At 70.2% G+C, this 16264-nt stretch carries 15 protein-coding genes; 8 read left to right on the top strand and 7 right to left on the bottom strand.

The annotated features are described in order from the left end of the window. Positions 1-51 precede the first annotated feature (51 nt). Both ACQPYS_RS10110 and ACQPYS_RS10105 read left to right on the top strand, forming a co-directional pair. The gene (locus ACQPYS_RS10110) at positions 52-423 is read left to right on the top strand and encodes a YciI family protein (protein WP_063035984.1); all 372 of its coding nucleotides are present in this window, start codon (positions 52-54) and stop codon (positions 421-423) included. Then, positions 420-1763, top strand: coding sequence for an RNA polymerase sigma factor (locus tag ACQPYS_RS10105; RefSeq protein ID WP_433492384.1), 1344 nt, complete (start codon positions 420-422; stop codon positions 1761-1763). Before ACQPYS_RS10110 ends, ACQPYS_RS10105 begins: the two co-directional genes overlap by 4 nt. Before the next feature lie 42 nt (positions 1764-1805). Here the strand turns inward: ACQPYS_RS10105 and ACQPYS_RS10100 are convergent, their stop codons facing one another. Next, on the bottom strand, positions 1806-2852 hold the full coding sequence (locus tag ACQPYS_RS10100) for an NAD-dependent epimerase/dehydratase family protein (RefSeq protein WP_433492383.1): 1047 nt from the start codon (positions 2850-2852) through the stop codon (positions 1806-1808). Positions 2853-3022: 170 nt separating this feature from the next. On the opposite strand from ACQPYS_RS10100, the gene ACQPYS_RS10095 reads away from it, so the two are divergent. Then, positions 3023-4084 carry a zinc-binding dehydrogenase gene (locus tag ACQPYS_RS10095; protein WP_433492382.1) on the top strand — a complete coding sequence of 354 codons (1062 nt, stop codon included), beginning with the start codon at positions 3023-3025 and terminating at the stop codon, positions 4082-4084. On the opposite strand, the gene ACQPYS_RS10090 is transcribed toward ACQPYS_RS10095, so the two are convergent. Genes ACQPYS_RS10090 through ACQPYS_RS10080 form a run of 3 tightly spaced genes read right to left on the bottom strand, consistent with a single transcriptional unit; the run spans position 4052 to position 5801 of the window. Continuing rightward, a complete protein-coding gene (locus ACQPYS_RS10090; RefSeq protein WP_431941230.1) occupies positions 4052-4597 on the bottom strand; it encodes an SRPBCC domain-containing protein in 546 nt (181 codons plus the stop codon). The genes ACQPYS_RS10095 and ACQPYS_RS10090 overlap by 33 nt on opposite strands. After that, positions 4594-4938 carry an ArsR/SmtB family transcription factor gene (locus ACQPYS_RS10085; protein ID WP_063035981.1) on the bottom strand — a complete coding sequence of 115 codons (345 nt, stop codon included), beginning with the start codon at positions 4936-4938 and terminating at the stop codon, positions 4594-4596. Before ACQPYS_RS10085 ends, ACQPYS_RS10090 begins: the two co-directional genes overlap by 4 nt. 32 nt (positions 4939-4970) lie before the next feature. Beyond that, on the bottom strand, positions 4971-5801 hold the full coding sequence (locus tag ACQPYS_RS10080; RefSeq protein ID WP_433492381.1) for a nucleotidyltransferase domain-containing protein: 831 nt from the start codon (positions 5799-5801) through the stop codon (positions 4971-4973). 153 nt (positions 5802-5954) lie between these two features. Here ACQPYS_RS10080 and ACQPYS_RS10075 point away from each other — a divergent pair, with 153 nt between their 5' ends. Continuing rightward, positions 5955-6716: an ankyrin repeat domain-containing protein gene (locus ACQPYS_RS10075; protein ID WP_063035979.1), complete on the top strand. Its 762-nt coding sequence runs from the start codon at positions 5955-5957 to the stop codon at positions 6714-6716. A 184-nt stretch (positions 6717-6900) separates the two neighbouring features. On the opposite strand, the gene ACQPYS_RS10070 is transcribed toward ACQPYS_RS10075, so the two are convergent. Beyond that, positions 6901-7389 (bottom strand): FBP domain-containing protein, encoded by a 489-nt coding sequence (locus tag ACQPYS_RS10070; RefSeq protein ID WP_063035978.1) that lies wholly within the window; start codon positions 7387-7389, stop codon positions 6901-6903. Positions 7390-7640: 251 nt separating this feature from the next. Between ACQPYS_RS10070 and ACQPYS_RS10065 the strand changes: the two genes are divergently transcribed. The 3 genes from ACQPYS_RS10065 (at position 7641) to ACQPYS_RS10055 (ending at position 11718) form a co-directional block, all read left to right on the top strand. After that, the gene (locus ACQPYS_RS10065; RefSeq protein ID WP_433492380.1) at positions 7641-9107 is read left to right on the top strand and encodes a flavin-containing monooxygenase; all 1467 of its coding nucleotides are present in this window, start codon (positions 7641-7643) and stop codon (positions 9105-9107) included. A gap of 96 nt (positions 9108-9203) precedes the next feature. Beyond that, on the top strand, positions 9204-10286 hold the full coding sequence (gene zapE, locus ACQPYS_RS10060; RefSeq protein WP_433492379.1) for a cell division protein ZapE: 1083 nt from the start codon (positions 9204-9206) through the stop codon (positions 10284-10286). A gap of 286 nt (positions 10287-10572) precedes the next feature. Continuing rightward, a complete protein-coding gene (locus ACQPYS_RS10055; RefSeq protein ID WP_431941235.1) occupies positions 10573-11718 on the top strand; it encodes a nuclease-related domain-containing protein in 1146 nt (381 codons plus the stop codon). Positions 11719-11850: 132 nt separating this feature from the next. Here ACQPYS_RS10055 and ACQPYS_RS10050 read toward each other — a convergent pair whose 3' ends face one another. Beyond that, positions 11851-12360: an MmpS family transport accessory protein gene (locus ACQPYS_RS10050; RefSeq protein ID WP_433492378.1), complete on the bottom strand. Its 510-nt coding sequence runs from the start codon at positions 12358-12360 to the stop codon at positions 11851-11853. 268 nt (positions 12361-12628) lie between these two features. Between ACQPYS_RS10050 and ACQPYS_RS10045 the strand changes: the two genes are divergently transcribed. Then, positions 12629-14797 (top strand): elongation factor G-like protein EF-G2, encoded by a 2169-nt coding sequence (locus ACQPYS_RS10045; protein ID WP_433492377.1) that lies wholly within the window; start codon positions 12629-12631, stop codon positions 14795-14797. A 156-nt stretch (positions 14798-14953) separates the two neighbouring features. Here ACQPYS_RS10045 and ACQPYS_RS10040 read toward each other — a convergent pair whose 3' ends face one another. Continuing rightward, a complete protein-coding gene (locus tag ACQPYS_RS10040; protein ID WP_433492376.1) occupies positions 14954-16255 on the bottom strand; it encodes an RNA polymerase sigma factor in 1302 nt (433 codons plus the stop codon). Between the last annotated feature and the right edge of the window lie 9 nt (positions 16256-16264).

The following is a 16264-nucleotide window of genomic DNA, read 5'->3' as shown; positions in this document are numbered from 1 at the left end:
CGCTCGCACACCGGTTACCGTGACGAGAACCCACCACATCGGAGGATCTCAGTGAAATACCTGCTTCTCGGCTACACCCCGGCCGCCGCGTGGGACGCCGCCTCCGCCGACACTCCCTCGCCGGAGGCATTGGCCGCGTTCGCCACCTATCAGCAGTTGGAGAGGGAACTGTTCGCCTCCGGTGAGTTGGTCGGCACCGAGGGGCTGGGTCACCCGGCCGTCAGCACCACCGTGCGCAGAACCGCCGACGGCGTGGTCGCCACCGACGGACCGTTCGCGGAGCTGAAGGAGGTGCTGGCCAGCTTCGCGGTGATCGATGTCGCCGGACACGAACGAGCCGTGCAGATCACCGCCCGCATTGTCGAAGCGCTCGGCGAACCGATCGAGATCCGCCCGATCATGGGCGAGGACTTCACCGCGTGACCCGCGAAATCGAGGACCTGCTGCGCGCCGAAGCGCCGCAGGTCCTCGGTGCGCTGGTCCGCCGCTTCGGCCGCTTCGACACCGCCGAGGACGCGGTGCAGGAAGCGCTGCTGGCCGCCGCACGCACGTGGCCGGTCGAAGGCGTCCCGGACAATCCGCGCAGCCGGCTCATCCGCATCGCCTACCGGCGAATGGTCGACCTGCTGCGCTCCGACCAGGCCCGCCGCCGCCGTGAGCTGGAAACCGGTGCCGCCGAACTGGCCATGGCCGAACCCGGACGGGCGACGCTGGCCGGCGGAACCGACGACAGTCTCACCCTGCTCCTGCTGTGCTGCCACCCCGCGCTCGGCCACACCTCCCGGGTGGCGCTCACCCTGCGCGCGGTCGGCGGTCTCACCACCGCCGAGATCGCCCATGCCTACGGCGCCACCGAAGCCACCATGGGCACCAGGATCAGCCGCGCCAAACAACAACTCGCCAAGGCCGGCGCCCGCTTCACACTCCCCACCGGTACCGACCGCGACAGCCGGATGACCGCGGTCCGCCAGGTGCTGTATCTCATCTTCAACGAGGGCTACACCGCGACCGCCGGAGCCGACCTCACCCGCGTCGACCTCACCGGTGAGGCCATCCGGCTGGCCAGGATGCTGCACGCCACCGCACCCGACGACGTGGAGGCAACAGGCCTGCTCGCACTCATGCTGCTCACCGAATCCCGGCGCGCGGCACGCACCGACGCCGGCGAACTGATACCCCTGGTCCAGCAGGACAGATCCCAGTGGAATCGCGAAATGATCGACGAGGGAACCGCACTCATCGACAGCGTCTGGAATCGCGACCCGGCCGGCCCCTACCGGCTCCAGGCCGCGATCGCCGCCGTCCACGCCGCGGCCGAACCGGGCCACACCGATTGGCCCCAGATTGCCATGCTCTACCTGTGGCTCGAACGCCTCACCCCCACACCACCGGTCCAACTCGCCCGCGTAGTCGCCGTCGCCCACGCCTACGGCCCCGCCCGCGGCCTGGCCCTGCTCGACGACCTGAACCGGCGTCACCACCTCGACCGCAACCCCCTCACCCAGCAACGCGAACACGCCGTCCGCGCCCACCTTTTACAACAAACCGGCGACCACACCACCGCGGCCGAACTCTTCCGCCGAGCCGCCGACCTCACCGACAACCACGTCGAACAGCGCTACCTCCACCACAAAGCCGACCAGACCTCCTCATCGCTCGATCGAGTTCGGCCCCGGGATTCCCGGCCGGGCGAACCGCGACAGGTCAGCGCGACCCGGGCCGAGCAGAGTGGCCGGTGGGATCTGCCGCCCGAGACCGAGTAGCTGCCCGGCCGGTGAGAAGTCCGAGGCGGTCTTCGGCGGTCGTCAGCCGATCGTGGCGCCCGCCGCGGCCGGACGCAATGGCGCGGAGGCGAATTCCGTCAGGCCGACGGCCGGGTCGATACGCGCGGTGAACCCGAGCAGCTGCCGGGCACGCGCCGGATCGGCGACTATATGGCGCACATCTCCCGATCGCACCGCACCGGTGACCACGGGTTCCGGCCCGCCGTGGGCGGCGGCCAGGGTCCGCGCGACATGACCGATGGAGATGGGATGTCCAGAACAGATGTTCAACGGCTCAACCCCGGGCAGCGCGGTCTCGACGGCGGCCACGTTCGCCGCGGCGATATCGGTGACGTGCACGAAATCCCGCATCTGCCCGCCGTCCTCGAACACCTGCGGCGCCCGGCCCGCCGCCAGGGCGGACCGGAAGATCGCCGCGACCCCGGAATACGGGGTATCCCTGGGCATTCCGGACCCGTACGCGTTGTGGTAGCGCAATGCGGTGACCGTACCGCCGGTGGCCGCGGCCCAGGCGATCGCGTAGTGTTCCTGCGCCACTTTGCTCGCCGCGTACAGACTCCGGGGCCGTGCCGGTGTGTCCTCGGGAACCGGTGCCCAGGTGAGCGCTTCGCCGTGCCGCCGGTGTTCGAATCGGCCGGCCGCGAGGTCTTCGGGCCGACGCCCCGCCACGTCCACGATTCCGTCCGGTCCTCGGTAGAGCCCCTCGCCGTAGACCACCATCGAGGATGCCAGGACGAGCCGGCCGCACCCGGCGCGGTCCATCGCGGCCAGCAGTACCGCGGTGCCGTAGTCGTTGTGCCCGGCGTAGGTGGGCGCGTCCTGGACATCGACCCCGGCGCCCACCACGGCGGCCTGATGGCACACCACGTCGATACCGGGTAGCAGTACATCGAGCCCGGCGGCATCGCGGACATCCACGCGCCGCACACCCGCCGGCGGCTGCGCCCCGGGTCCGTGCGCCGCGGGCAGCATCAGGTCGACCGCCACCACTTCGTGGCCGCGGGCCCGCAGGGCAGCGTGGATATGGGAACCGATGAATCCGGCCGCGCCGGTCAGCAGTACTCGCATACCCCGATCCTGCCCGTCCGAGGGCCCCGGATCGGGCAGCCGGACGCGGATGTCACGGTTTCGTCGTACCCGTCCGCGCACCCGGCCGCGCCATGCCGCCTTGACCTGAAGCTATGTGAAGGTTTCAGACTGGTCGAGTTCACCGGTTGTCGAACCCGAGGAGTGACATCGTGCAGGCAATACAGGTAAAGGAATTCGGCGGACCCGGCGTCTTGGAGATGCGGGAGCTGCCGGTCCCGGAACCGGCCCCCGGCCAGGTCCTGATACGCGTCGCCGCGGCGGATGTGATGTTCCTCGATACGCGGCTGCGGTCGGGATGGGGCACCGACTACTTCGCCGTGCAGCCGCCCTACGTACCCGGCGGCGCTGTCGGCGGGGTGGTCACGGCCGTGGGCCCGGGTGTCGACCCCACGCTGCCGGGCGCCCGGGTGACCGCACGGACCGTGGCCGGCGGCGTCGGCGGCGGTCTGCCCATCGGCGGCTACGCCGAATACGCGCTCGCCGGTGCCGAGCAACTGAACCGGATACCGGACAGCGTCGATATCGACCGGGCGACGGCGGTGGTCCACGACGGCCATACCGCGCTCGCGGCCTTCGAACGCGCCGGTATCCGGCCCGGTCAACGAGTGCTGATCACCGCCGCGGCTGGTGGTCTCGGCACTCTGCTCACCCAGCTCGTCCACCGGGCCGGAGCGCAGGTGATCGCCGCGGCCCGCGGGGAGGCGAAACTCGCGCTCACCCGGCGGCTGGGGGCCGCGACCGCGATCGACTACTCCGAGACCGGCTGGACGGACCGAGCACTGGCCGCGACCGGCGGCCGGGGACCCGATGTGGTGTTCGACGGCGCGGGCGGCGACCCGGGCGATGCCGCGCTGCGGATCGTGCCCCGCGACGGTCTCTTCATCGGGTACGGAGCCGCGGCCGGTGAATTCGCCGCCGCGGGAGCCGACAACGCCCGCGAGCGCGGAGTGGAGGTCCTCAGCCTGTACGACCTGAACGTCGGCAACGGCAGCCGAGCCCGTCACGCCGACCGCATACTCGAACTGCTCGCCACCGAGCAACTCGAGGTCGTCATCGGACAGACCTTCCCACTGGCCGACGCCGCCGCGGCCCACGCCGCCATCGAGAACCGCTCCGCGCTCGGCCGCACCATGCTGCGGGTCCGACCTCCCGCCGAATACCGCGCGGCCACTACCGATTCAGCCGATAACCTCGGCGTATCGGCGCTCTAGCGCGAGGATCAGCGCCCGGTCCGGCTCGCCGGCCGAGCCGGTATCGAGCGCATGCACCAGCGCGTCCAGGCAGATGTGGTATCCGGCGGCGGTCCCCGATATTCCGTGCGGCCCCGGGGTACCGAACCAGACCGTGCACAGCAGCCGGGACCCGGCACCGTCGGGCACGACCTCGAACAGCAGATGCTCGTCGTCCCAGAGGAACTCGAAGAGACGCGGCGGTTCCCAGGTCAGGATACGGCCCGGTAGCACCGGGTCCTCCGGCGCGACTCCCGCTGCGGTCAGCTCTTCGCTCGCCCGGTCGACCGCCTCCGGCCAGAAGCGGAACCGCACCTCGGCGCCCGGGCGGCGCTCGCCGATGATGTCCGCGGGGAACCAGTGCCGCAGATGCTCGGATTCGGTGAGCGCCCGCCAGACCTTCTCCGGTGGATGCGCCAGGGTGCGTTCGTAGCGGGTACCCACGCGATCACCGTCGCGCAGGACTTCACCGAGACGCTCAGTTGCGCCGGTCATTTCACTCCTCTGGGTTCGTCGGGTCCTTCGTCGTCGGGCATCGTGTCCAGATACCGCTCGAATTCGTCGAGGCGGTCGGCCCAGATCTGCCGGAACGGCGCCAGCCACGCATCGATTTCCCGCAGCCGGGCGGGTGCGAGGCCGTAGTGCCGGCGCGGGCCGTCCACCCGGACGCGCACCAGCGCGGCCGCGTCGAGCATGCGCAGATGTTTCGACACATTGGGCTGGGCCGCGCCGAGCGCATCCACCAGTTCACCGACCGTGCGCTCCCCGTCGCGCAGCAGATCGAGTATCCGCCGCCGGGTGGGGTCGGCCAGTACCTCGAAGACATCACGTGCCACGCGAGCTATATTTCCCTAGAGGAATATTCCTGTCAAGGCATATCGAACGCCGACCCTCCGGCGGCTTCCCGTCCTACAGCCGCGGCCACCGTCCGGCCCACCCAGGCCGAGAATTCGCCGACCTGCGCCGCGGACAGCTCCGTCGCCCGCGTCCGTGGCCGCTCGAAACTGCGCAGCGCCTCGCCCACGAGCCCATCGAACGCGTCCCCGGCCGCCACGATCGCCCGGCCGGCTTCCCGTTTGGCCACCCAGCGGCCGGTGCGGCAGAAGTACACGGCCCGGCAACCGTTGAGCACCCGATTGTCCGCGAGATGCCCGGCACCGGACGCGTGCTCGTCCACGGACGCCGCCACCGCGACGAGCACATCGAGCCGGCGTGGAGCGGCGAGCACCTCGCGCACCGGCCGCCCGAACAGGGGCAGCCCACTCTGGTGGGCGACCGCGCGATCGATCACATACCAGAACGCCGGTGCCCCCACGGAATCGAAATCCGCGACCGCGGGCAGCAGCGGACCGGTGTTCAGATTCAGCAGATATCCGGGTTCCGGCGCGCCCGACGCGGCGAACTCCGCGTCGTAGACCACCAGCTCGAGGCCCGCGGCGGGGCAATCGAAACCGGGATGGGCCAGTACTTCGGCGAGCTCGTGCGGCAGCCGCTCGGGTCCGCCGGGGTCCACGACCACCGTGATATCGATATCGCTGCGACCGTGGCGATAGTCCCCGAGGGCCAGAGATCCCATCGGGAACACACTGCGGAGCCGATCGCCGTAGACGGCGTGCGCCCGCCGGATCAATTCGGTCAGATATGGCCCGACCTCGTCCGGAATCGACCGGGCAGACTCCGCCGCGCCGGGGCCGGTCACAGGTCGCGGGGGTAGCGTCCGCCGGCGCGGAACACTTCTCGGCGTCGATCGGTCATATCGCCCAGGCTAAACCGTCACCGCCCGCGGCCGGGCGCGATCCACGAGCCGGCCCGAGCCACGATATCCGGTTGACCCACCGGCTCTAATGGATTCGTGACAGATCTGGTGGCAGCGGTCTCGTGGGTGGGGCCGAAGCGGGTTCGTGAGTTACTGGAAGCCGGGGCGGACCCCGACGAGCCGGACGAGTACGGAACCACTCCCCTGTACCGGGCGTCGGTACAGGGTGCCACCGAAGCGGTATACCTGCTGCTGGCATACGGCGCCGACCCGCAACTGCGCGGCGGGGGCGACGACGAGGGACTACCGTTGTGCGCCGCCGCGTGCTGGAATCACACCGGTGTCGTCACGGCGCTCCTGGCCGCCGGAGCCGACCCGGATACACCCGAGCCGCCACATCCGGAACAGACCGGTCCGGGGACGCCACCGCTGCTGTGGGCGGTCCGCAACGGACACCGCGACACGGTGGAGCTCTTGCTGGCAGCGGGAGCCGATCCCGAGATTCCGGGCACTCCGCTGACGATCGCCGCCCAGGGTGGACGCTACGGGATCGTGCAATCGCTGCTGGCCCACGGCGCGGATCCGGCCCGCGCGGACGAGCGGGGGCGCACACCCCTGGCCATCGCGACCGGGCTCGCGGCGGCCGACCCGGTCACACTGCTCGCGGAGCAGTGGGCAGGGCCCGATCGCGAGTACAGCGTGCATCGCCGCCCCGCCGGGGACGGCACCGACGTGATCACCCTGCGGTACGGGGACGGCGAGCGGGGCGGGGAAACGTCGATGCAGGACGGGCACGCTTTGATCGCCGAACTGCTCGGTGGCCGCGGCGACCGGCAGGAAACCATCGGTCCTGAGTGATGTCCCCGGGTGCGTCCTCCCCGACCGGCGCGGTCCGGCACGGCCGGGCCGCCGCGGCCGGGGAGGATGCGGAAGGCTCCGGATTCCGGTGTGGTGCGGGATCCGGAACGCTTCCCGGGCGGGGTCTCGAGTATCGGCGCACAGCCACAACCTCTTTCTCGTCGAGCGGTATCCACCGCAATGATCAGCCGCGGACGCGGGTCAGGAACGCGGTGATGTTCTCCCGGATCTGTTCGATCCGGTATTCGATATCGAAATCATCGCGATAGGCACGGCCCATCGCGGGCGTTTTCTTCCGGCGGGCATACAGCGAGCACGCCAGGTCCTCACACATATACGTCCCGGTCGAGTTGCCGCGGCGACCGGCCTCGCCCGCCTTCCGGGCCGTCATCAGCGCCACGCCGCCGTTGGTGTGCGTGGTGGAGCAGATCGTGCACATCTGCGAACGCCGTGGTCCGCCGGTTTCGTACCGCAGTGCGATACCGGCCGGGCCGTGCTCGCCGGGTATCACGAGGTAGGCACGTCCGGCGGAGCCGGGCTCGGACCAGCCCAGGAAGTCCAGGTCGTCCCAGGGCCGGTTGGCCAGGTCGGCAGGTACGGACAGCCGTTTGGCGTCACCTTTCGAGCAATTGACGAACGACGCTCGGATATCGCGTTCGGTCAGGGGTTCCATGGCACTGCATCTCCTTCGGCAGTCGGGGTGGACAAGCCGCGACAATCTATCGGCCGCGTGTCCGGCGGGCAATCGTTTTTTTCCGGCAGTGACCGATGCGCACCGTCCGGAGTCCGGCGCCGCGCCCTGCGACTCCTCGCGGCCGCGAGCGACCCCGGCGCCGACCGGGAAACGTTTGACCGAAAGTGCCGATCCCGACCACGGGCACCGTCCTAGAGTGAGGAAGAACACAGCGGCGAACAGGAGTTGATATGAGTGCGCGACACCCGGTGTCGATCCTGATCATCGGTGCGGGATTCGGTGGTATCGGCGTGGCGATCGAGCTGCACCGGCACGGATTCGACGACATCACCATCCTCGAAAAAGCCGCGGACCTCGGTGGTGTGTGGCGGGAGAACACCTATCCCGGCGCGGCCTGCGATGTGCCGTCCCCGCTGTACTCCTACTCGTTCGAGCAGAAGCCCGACTGGCCACAGCGGTACTCCGGCCAGGCCGCCATCCACGACTATCTGCGCGCCGTGACCCGCCGATACGGGCTGCTGGAGCGGATCGAGTTCGGCGTCGAGGTCACCGACGCGGCATTCGACGAGCAGACCGGCACCTGGACGGTACACACCGCCGACGGCGGCCGGCGGACCGCGCAGGTGCTGATCCCCGCCGTAGGCCAGCTGTCGCGGCCGCGACTGCCCGCCATCCCGGGCGTCGACAGTTTCGCCGGCCCCGCTTTCCATTCGGCCCTCTGGGATCACCAGGTCGACCTCACCGGGAAACGGGTGGCCTGTATCGGCACCGGCGCGAGTGCGATCCAGTACGTTCCGCAGATCCAGCCGGTGGTCGAGCAGCTGACCCTGTTCCAGCGCACCGCGGCCTGGGTGCTGCCCAAGTTCGATACCGACTACTCCCCGATCCAGCACAAGCTCTTCGCCAAGATCCCCGGCATGCTGCTGGTGGAGCGGCTCGGCTGGTGGCTCACCGCCGAGATCTCCTCGCTGGGTCTGGTGGAACTGCCGATCATCAGCCGTCTCGTCGCGCGGATCGCCGCCCGGAACCTGACGGAGAACGTCGACGATCCCGGCCTGCGCGCCGCCCTCACCCCCGACTATCCGATCGCCTGTAAACGCGTCCTGTTCTCCAGCGACTACTATCCGGCGCTCACCCGGCGCAATGTGGAAGTGACCACCTCGGATATCACCGAGATCACCCCGCGGGGAGTACGGACCGCCGACGGCACTCTGCACGAAGCCGATGTGATCATCTACGGCACCGGGTTCAAGGGCACCGAATTCCTGTGGCCCATGCGTATCACCGGCCGCGATGGGCGCGAGCTGGCCGAAGTGTGGTCCGCGGGCGCGCACGCCTACTACGGAATCACGGTGCCCGAATTCCCGAATCTGTTCATGGTCTACGGACCCAATACGAATCTGGGCGTGGGATCGATCATCTACATGATCGAATCGCAGTCCCGCTACATCCGGCAGGCGGTCGAGCTGCTGGCCGGCACACCCGGCCATGTCCTCGAGGTACGCGCCGACACCGAACGCGCTTTCAACGACGCCCTGCAGAAACGCCTCGAACGTACGCCGTGGAACTTCTGCTCGAGCTGGTACCGCAACGCGGCCGGCAAGATCACCAACAACTGGCCGGGTACGGTCACCCGGTACCGCCGCCGCGTCCGCAGACTCGACCCACGGGACTACACACTGACACCCGCCGCATGACACCCCCGCGGGATCATCCTCACATGTGCTCCTGATCTCTGGGCTCGGCGGCACACTCCTGCCAGGCTGACCTCCGGGACCGAGGAGGTGGCGAAGGTGGCCGGAGCACAACGTGATTTACCGACGCGGGTTTTCGAGACGGCCGCCCGGATGGCGGGTTTCGAACTGGACGCGTCCCAGTACGCGGCCGCCGACCGGCTGGTACGACTCGGCGACGAGTTGTCGCGCCGCCGTAGGCTCTTCGGCGGTGCGACGCCACGCGGAGTGTACGTCTGGGGGCCGGTCGGGCGCGGCAAGAGCTGGCTGACCGATACTTTCTACTCGGCGGTGCCCGTCCCCGGCAAACAGCGCATGCACTTTCACGAGTTCTTCCGCGAGTTCCACACCCGCTACGCCGCCCACCGCCACGAGAAACACGCCGGTGACCGCGCGGTGCGTGAACTACTCGGTGACACCCGGCTGGTGTGTTTCGACGAGTTCCACGTCCATGATCCCGGCGACGCCACGATCATGGCCAGAGTCGTGCAATCGTTGCTCGCCCAGCGGATCACCCTGGTCGCCACCTCGAACTATCCGCCCGCGGGACTGCTGCCGAACCCGCTGTTCCATCATCTGATCGAACCGCTGGCCGCGACTCTGCACACGGCGCTGGATATCGTCGAGGTCGCGGGGCCCCGCGACTACCGGCGGAGCCGCCGGCCCGGAACACCCGTCGCGGAGTTCGAACGCGGCGGCTATCTCTGGCCGGGGACCGCCGCCCGGCTGGCGCGGGCCGGTCTGGTGCCGCCGGCCCCGGCCGAACGACAGCGCGTCCGGATCGGGGCGCGCGCGGTAACCGCTCGGGCGGTACGCGGCGACGCGGTCTGGTTCGATTTCGCCGATCTCTGCGAGGGTCCCTACTCGACCATCGACTACCTCGGCCTGGCCGACCGGTTCCGGGACTGGACGCTGTCGGGCCTGCCCGCGCTGGCCAGCACCGGCCGCGACGCCGCACAACGTTTCGCCAACCTGGTGGATGTGCTGTGCGACCGGGACCGCCGCCTGCATCTGGTCGCCGCCGCACCGCTCGCCGAATGCCTGACCGGTGATCACCTGCCGCCCGATATCCACCGCACCGCCAGCCGCCTGGCACTACTACCGGAGATCGGCGGCGCACCGGCCGCCGTGACCGATCACTAGTCCGGGAAGAGCCGGAGATCCTGGGCCGCGGCCGCCCGCAGGATCGCGACCGGCGACCCACCCGGGTCAATGCCGATGAATCGGTGCCGCCACCATCGGCGCTCCCTGGATTCGGCTACCGTACGGGAGGCCGCTCCCGCAATAGCCGGCGCGGATGTGGCAGGTAGGGGGCCCGGCCGGGCGGGTGCGCCGAAGATGAAGACTCTCTGGGGCAAAGGGTTTCGTGTCCGGCTGCGCGACTACCGATATCGTGTCCACATCACCGGCGACAGGGAGGGGTATCGGGATGCTCGTCATCGCCGACAAGCTCAGATCGGGCGCGGAGAAACGGGTTGTCGGCTGGCTCCGGAAATGGGAAGGGGACTACCGGGTTCCCGGAGTCGCGATCACGAACTGCTTCATCTCCGGACAGGAGGTGGATCTGGTCATCATCACCCCGTACACGACCGTGGTCGGGGAGATCAAAGGTATCGACCCCGAGGTCACCGGCAGCGTCCTGCAGTGCACCACCAACAGCCGCTGGCGGGTTCCGGGCTCCACGGGCGACCCGGTCAGTGTGCGGGACAACGACACCACCCCCTACGACCAGGTGCGCGACGGAGTGTTCAAACTGAAGGCCGCCGCCGGGCAGGTGGGCGGCAGCGCGTTCGTCACCGGTCTCGTGGTCGTGCTCCCGCCGCGCGGATCGACCATGCGGCTCGAGAAGAAGTCGGCACCGCCACCGGGTTGTGATGTGCTGCTGTGCAACACCCAGAATCCGCTGCGCGCCTGGTTCCATCGCGCCCATCACCGCAGCGCCGTGGTCTGGACCGCGGAGCAGGCCTATGCCGTGATCGAAGCGCTCGAATACGGTGACCGGACCACGATCGCCGAACTGGCCGACGCGGGTTTCCCGCTGGATTCGGCGCTTCCCGCGGTGGAACCGATTCCGCTGCCGCCGTCCGCACCCGACCCGGTACCGGCCTCTCCCCGCGCCATCGCGCCGCCGCCGTCCGCGCCGGCCCGCGCATCGGTTCCGCCGCGGCCCTCCGCGGGCGCGGAAGGCGGCTCGGCCGACGACGCACCGGACCACCCCGTCCGGCCGCCGGATCCGTCCGCGGCCCCGCCACCACCGCCACCCGAACCGCGCCCGGAACCGAGCCCGGTGATCGAATCACCACCGGTCCCGGACCTGGACTCCGCCGATCGACGCCGGGCCCACTGGCAGACCGCGGCGGCATTCGCGGTGATCGCTGTGCTGGGCGGCGGGTTGTGGCTGATGGCCCGCGGCGGTGGCGACGCTCCCGCACCCCGGGAACCCGAAAATCAGCAACAGATCAGCTCGGTCGCGGAGGTACCCGCCGCTCCGCCGCAGCCGGTGGCAGTGACACCGGCGCCGCCACCGCGCCCCGCACCGCCACCGATCTGCTACCCGTTCCAGCCGCGCTGCTGACCCGCCGAACCGCGCCGGACACCCGGTCGGTTCTTGCCCGATCACCTGCCGACATCGGAATCCACTGTCGTGCGATTCTTCTCGTGTCACTGTGATCCGAACCGCGTCGGCGCGGCACCGGAACCCCCTGCCTTACTCTCCTCCGGCGAACCCCGAACACGCGGCCGACGCGTACGGGCCGGTGGAGGTCTGTTCGGAGGCGAGCCGGCCGCCGATCCGGATCCGGCAGGTCACTTCCCCGCCGTCGGCATCATTGACCGCGATCAGCGAAACCATCGTGCCGAAACTCTCGATCAGCACATCCCGCCGCCACGGCAATCCGGCCGCCGGTTCCCGGGCCATGCCGAGGTCGTGATCGAGATAAGTGACCGAGACATCGGCGGTGGTGCCCTCGACCTCGTAACTCACCGCGATCTCGGAGACGGTTTCCTCGCCGGTCCCGATCCCCGCCACCGCCGCGACGCACCCGCCGACCAGGCAGAGGATCACCGAGACCGTCCCGGCGGCGACCCACGGCCGGCGGGACCGCCCGCGTAGGGACCGGCGGCCGGCGGGCGCGGGTTCGGTGTACGAGTCCTGCCCGTATCCGGGCGCCGGGGAGTTCCCGGAGCGGCGCGGGTGCTCGCCGGGCGGGTCGATCAATGTGAACTCCTCGGGTCCGGGGGGGCACGGTCGGCGCACCACCTAGAGGTGGATCACATTCGAACAGATTGATATTACATAGCTATTTTCGCTGCTCAAAATTGCTTTCCGTGCCCGCGGAGGGCACTCTCCGCTACCGCACGCCGACCGTCCGGGCACCCGCGCGGGCAATGCGAGAAGATCCGGGCGGAAGAAGACCGTGGACCACGGGCAGCACCGGTGGGAAGCTCATAGATGACCGCATGCCGATTGCCGAGGACGGTGAGTCATGGGTGTCAGAGCGAACGGGGCGACGAGCCCGGAACACATCCGGAACGTGGTGCTCGTCGGAAGTAGCGGAGCGGGTAAGACCACACTGGTGGAGGCGTTGGCGCTGGCCACCGGCGCGGTGAACCGGGCGGGCCGGGTCGAGGACGGAACCTCCCTATCGGACTACGACGAGATCGAGCAGCGAAAACACCGGTCCGTGCAACTGTCGGTGGTGCCGGTCCGGTGGAACGGGATCAAGATCAATCTGGTGGACACGCCAGGGTACGCGGACTTCGTCGGCGAACTGCGCGCCGGATTGCGGGCCGCCGACGCCGCACTGTTCGTGGTGTCGGCGGCCGACGGCGTGGAAGGCGTGGCCGGGGCCACCCGGGCACTGTGGGAGGAATGCGCGAGCGTCGGCATGCCGCGGGCGATCGTACTGACCCATCTGGACACCGCACGCGCGGATTTCGAGGAGCTGCGACGCACCTGCCAGGCGCTACTCGGCGGCGGGGCGGCGGAGAACGTGCTCGCACTCCACCTGCCCGTATACGGGCCGGCCGGCGCGGACGGGCACCGCCCGGCCACCGGCCTGATGGAACTTCTCGAACAGCGGGTGGCCGACTATTCGGGTGGTGAGCGCGCGTGGGTCGATCCCACGCCCGCCGATCGGGCCCTCGCCGAACAGGCCCGGGAGCGGCTCATCGAGGGCATAATCGCCGAAAGCGAGGACGAGACCCTCATGGACCGCTACCTGGGCGGCGAGCCGATCGAGCTCGCCACCCTGGTCACCGACCTGGAGCGCGCGGTGGCGCGGGGTAGCTTCCATCCGGTTCTGTTCGCGGCGCCGGCCGCCGCCGACGGGCGGTACGGTCTGGGCACCGTCGAACTGCTCGACCTGATCACCGCGGGATTCCCCGGCCCGGCCGAGCACTCGGTGCCGGCCCGGCGGCGCGCCGGCGGGGGCGCATCGATCACCCTGCGCTGTGATCCGGCGGCCGATCTGGCCGCCGAGGTGGTCCGGACATCGTCGGACCCGTATGTCGGCCGGGTCTCGCTGGTCCGCGTCTTCTCCGGCACACTGCACGCCGACGACACCGTCCACGTCTGCGGGCAGGGCTCGGGCGCCGAGCACGACGACGACGAACGGATCGGCGGGATCACCGCCCCGTTCGGCCGGGAACAGCGGCCGATGAACGAGGCCGTGGCCGGCGATATCGCCTATGTGACCAAACTCGGCCACGCCCGGACCGGCGACACCCTCTCCACAACCGGCGACCCGCTGCACATCGATCCCTGGCCGATGCCGGAACCCCTGCTGCCCACGGCCATCCGCGCCCACGGCAAGACCGACGAGGACAAGCTCCCGCAGGGCCTGGCCCGGCTGGTCGCCGAAGATCCCGCCCTGCGCGTGGAGAACAACGAACGAACCCATCAGCTGGTGCTGTGGTCGCTGGGGGAAGCACAACGCGATGTCGCACTGGAACGGCTGCGCAGCCGATTCGGCGTCGAGGTCGATGTGGAGGAGACCCGTGTCCCGCTGCGGGAAACATTCGCGGAGAGAGCCGGTGGGCGGGGACGGCATGTGAAACAGTCCGGCGGGCACGGCCAATACGCGGTCTGCGAGATCCAGGTGGAGCCGCTCACCGAGGGGTCGGGAATCGAGTTCGTGGACAAGGTCATCGGCGGCGCGGTGCCGCGGCAGTTCATCACCTCGGTGGAGAAGGGCGTGCGCGCCCAGGCCGAACGCGGGGTGAGCAGCGATAATCCGCTGGTCGACGTGCGGGTCACCCTGCTGGACGGTAAAGCGCATTCGGTCGACTCCTCCGACGCCGCCTTCCAGACCGCCGGCGCCCTGGCCCTGCGCGACGCGGCGGCCGGCGCCCGGATGGCGCTGCTCGAACCCATCGCGCTGGTGGAGGTCCGGGTTCCCGAAGACCACCTGGGCGCGGCCCTGACCGATCTGTCGGTACGGCGCGCCCGGATACTGGGCACCGAACCGGCCGATCCGGGACGCACCCTGATCCGCGCGCAGGTGCCGGAATCCGAACTCGTCCGCTACGCCACCGAACTGCGCTCGCTCACCCACGGTGTCGCCCAGTTCACCCGCGAATATCTGCGGCACGATCCGATGCCCGCCCAGCTGGCGGAGAAGGTCCGCGACCGATCGCCCGCGGCCCGCGCTTGAACCGGTCCGGTATCCGCCGGGCCTTGTCGCGGGCCCGGCCGCTCGAACGGGCCGCTGCCGTGCCCTCGACTGTCCCGACTCCCGACTCCCGACTCCCGACTCCCGACTCCCGACTCCCGACTCCCGACTCCCGACTCCCGACTCCCGAGAGGACGGCTACCCCGGCATGCCGGTATCGAGCAACTCGATCTTGCGTTCGAGCACGGTGCGTTCGCCCGCATTGGCGCACCGTGCGAGCGCTCGCTCGAGTTCGGCACGTGCTTCGGTGGTGCGGCCGAGCCGGATGAGCAGTTCGCCGCGCACGCTCGGCAGCAGATGGGTGTTCGCGAGTTCGCCCGCCGCTTCCAGCTCGTCGACGATCGGGAGGGCGGCCGCCGGTCCTAGCGCCATGGCGACCGCCACCGCGCGGTTCACCTCGACGACAGGCGAGGGCGCCAGGCGGCCCAGCGCTTCGTAGAGCAGGACGATCCGATCCCAATCGGTGTCCCCGACCGAGGGCGCGACCGCGTGGCACTCGGCGATCGCGGCCTGCAACCCATAGAAACCCAGCCCCCGCCGGGCCCGTTCGGCGCGGGCCAGGGCGGCTCGCCCGCGGCGGATCGCCGACCGGTCCCAGCGCCGGCGATCCTGATCCTCCAGCAGGACCGGCTCGCCGCCGGGGCCGGTGCGCGCCGGGAACCGCGCGGCGGTCAGCTCCAGGAGTGCCAGCAGGCTGTGCGTCTCGGGCTCGTCCGGGACCAGCCGGCTCAGCACCCGCGCCAGCCGCTGGGCCTCGGCGGCCAGGTCGAACCGGATGAGGTCGGTGCCGGAACTCGCCGACGACCCTTCGGTGAAGATCACGTAGATCACCCGCAGCACCGAGACCAGGCGGGCCGAGCGGTCCGCGGCCGGCGGGATCTCGAACGGCACCCGCGCCGCGGCCAGGGTTTTCTTGGCCCGGGTGATCCGCGCCTGGACCGTGGCCGTCGGCACCAGGAAGGCGCGGGCTATCTCGTCGCTGGTCAGACCACCGATCACCCGGAGGGTGAGCGCCACCCGCGCTTCCGGGGAGAGCAGCGGATGGCAGGCGACGAACATCAGGGCGAGCACATCGTCGTCGATGCGGTCCGGATCCCACAGCATCTGCTCGGCGGTTCGCGCCGGGTCGGCCGGATCGCTGCCCGCGGCGACGCCGCCCTCACCCAGGTCCCGGGCGAGAGCGGCGTACCGATCGTCGAGGGCGGCGCGCCGCCGGAAGCCGTCGACAGCGCGGCGGCGGCCGACGGTGAGGAGCCAGCCCGCGGGATTTCGGGGCACCCCGTCCCGCGGCCAGGTCACCAGGGCCTCGGCCAGGGCTTCCTGGGCGAGATCCTCGGCGAGGCCGAAATCGCCGGTGTAGCGGGCGAGCGCACCGACGATCCGCGCCGATTCGATCCGCCACACCGCGGCCACCGCGGCCCGGCCCTCGTGCACTGTCACGGCCGCAGG

It is taken from the genome of Nocardia grenadensis, assembly GCF_050942415.1.
GTDB classification, from domain to species: Bacteria; Actinomycetota; Actinomycetes; order Mycobacteriales; family Mycobacteriaceae; genus Nocardia; species Nocardia grenadensis.
Note: the sequence above shows the minus strand (reverse complement) of the source record. Positions and strands in the feature narration are given on the sequence as shown.

Coding starts and splice junctions, on each gene's coding strand:
- ACQPYS_RS10070 (WP_063035978.1), bottom strand. CDS start 7,389: ATGGAACCCCTGACCGAACGCGATATCCGAGCGTCGTTCGTCAATTGC.
- ACQPYS_RS10055 (WP_431941235.1), top strand. CDS start 10,573: ATGCTCGTCATCGCCGACAAGCTCAGATCGGGCGCGGAGAAACGGGTT.
- ACQPYS_RS10045 (WP_433492377.1), top strand. CDS start 12,629: ATGGGTGTCAGAGCGAACGGGGCGACGAGCCCGGAACACATCCGGAAC.
- ACQPYS_RS10090 (WP_431941230.1), bottom strand. CDS start 4,597: ATGACCGGCGCAACTGAGCGTCTCGGTGAAGTCCTGCGCGACGGTGAT.
- ACQPYS_RS10065 (WP_433492380.1), top strand. CDS start 7,641: ATGAGTGCGCGACACCCGGTGTCGATCCTGATCATCGGTGCGGGATTC.
- ACQPYS_RS10100 (WP_433492383.1), bottom strand. CDS start 2,852: ATGCGAGTACTGCTGACCGGCGCGGCCGGATTCATCGGTTCCCATATC.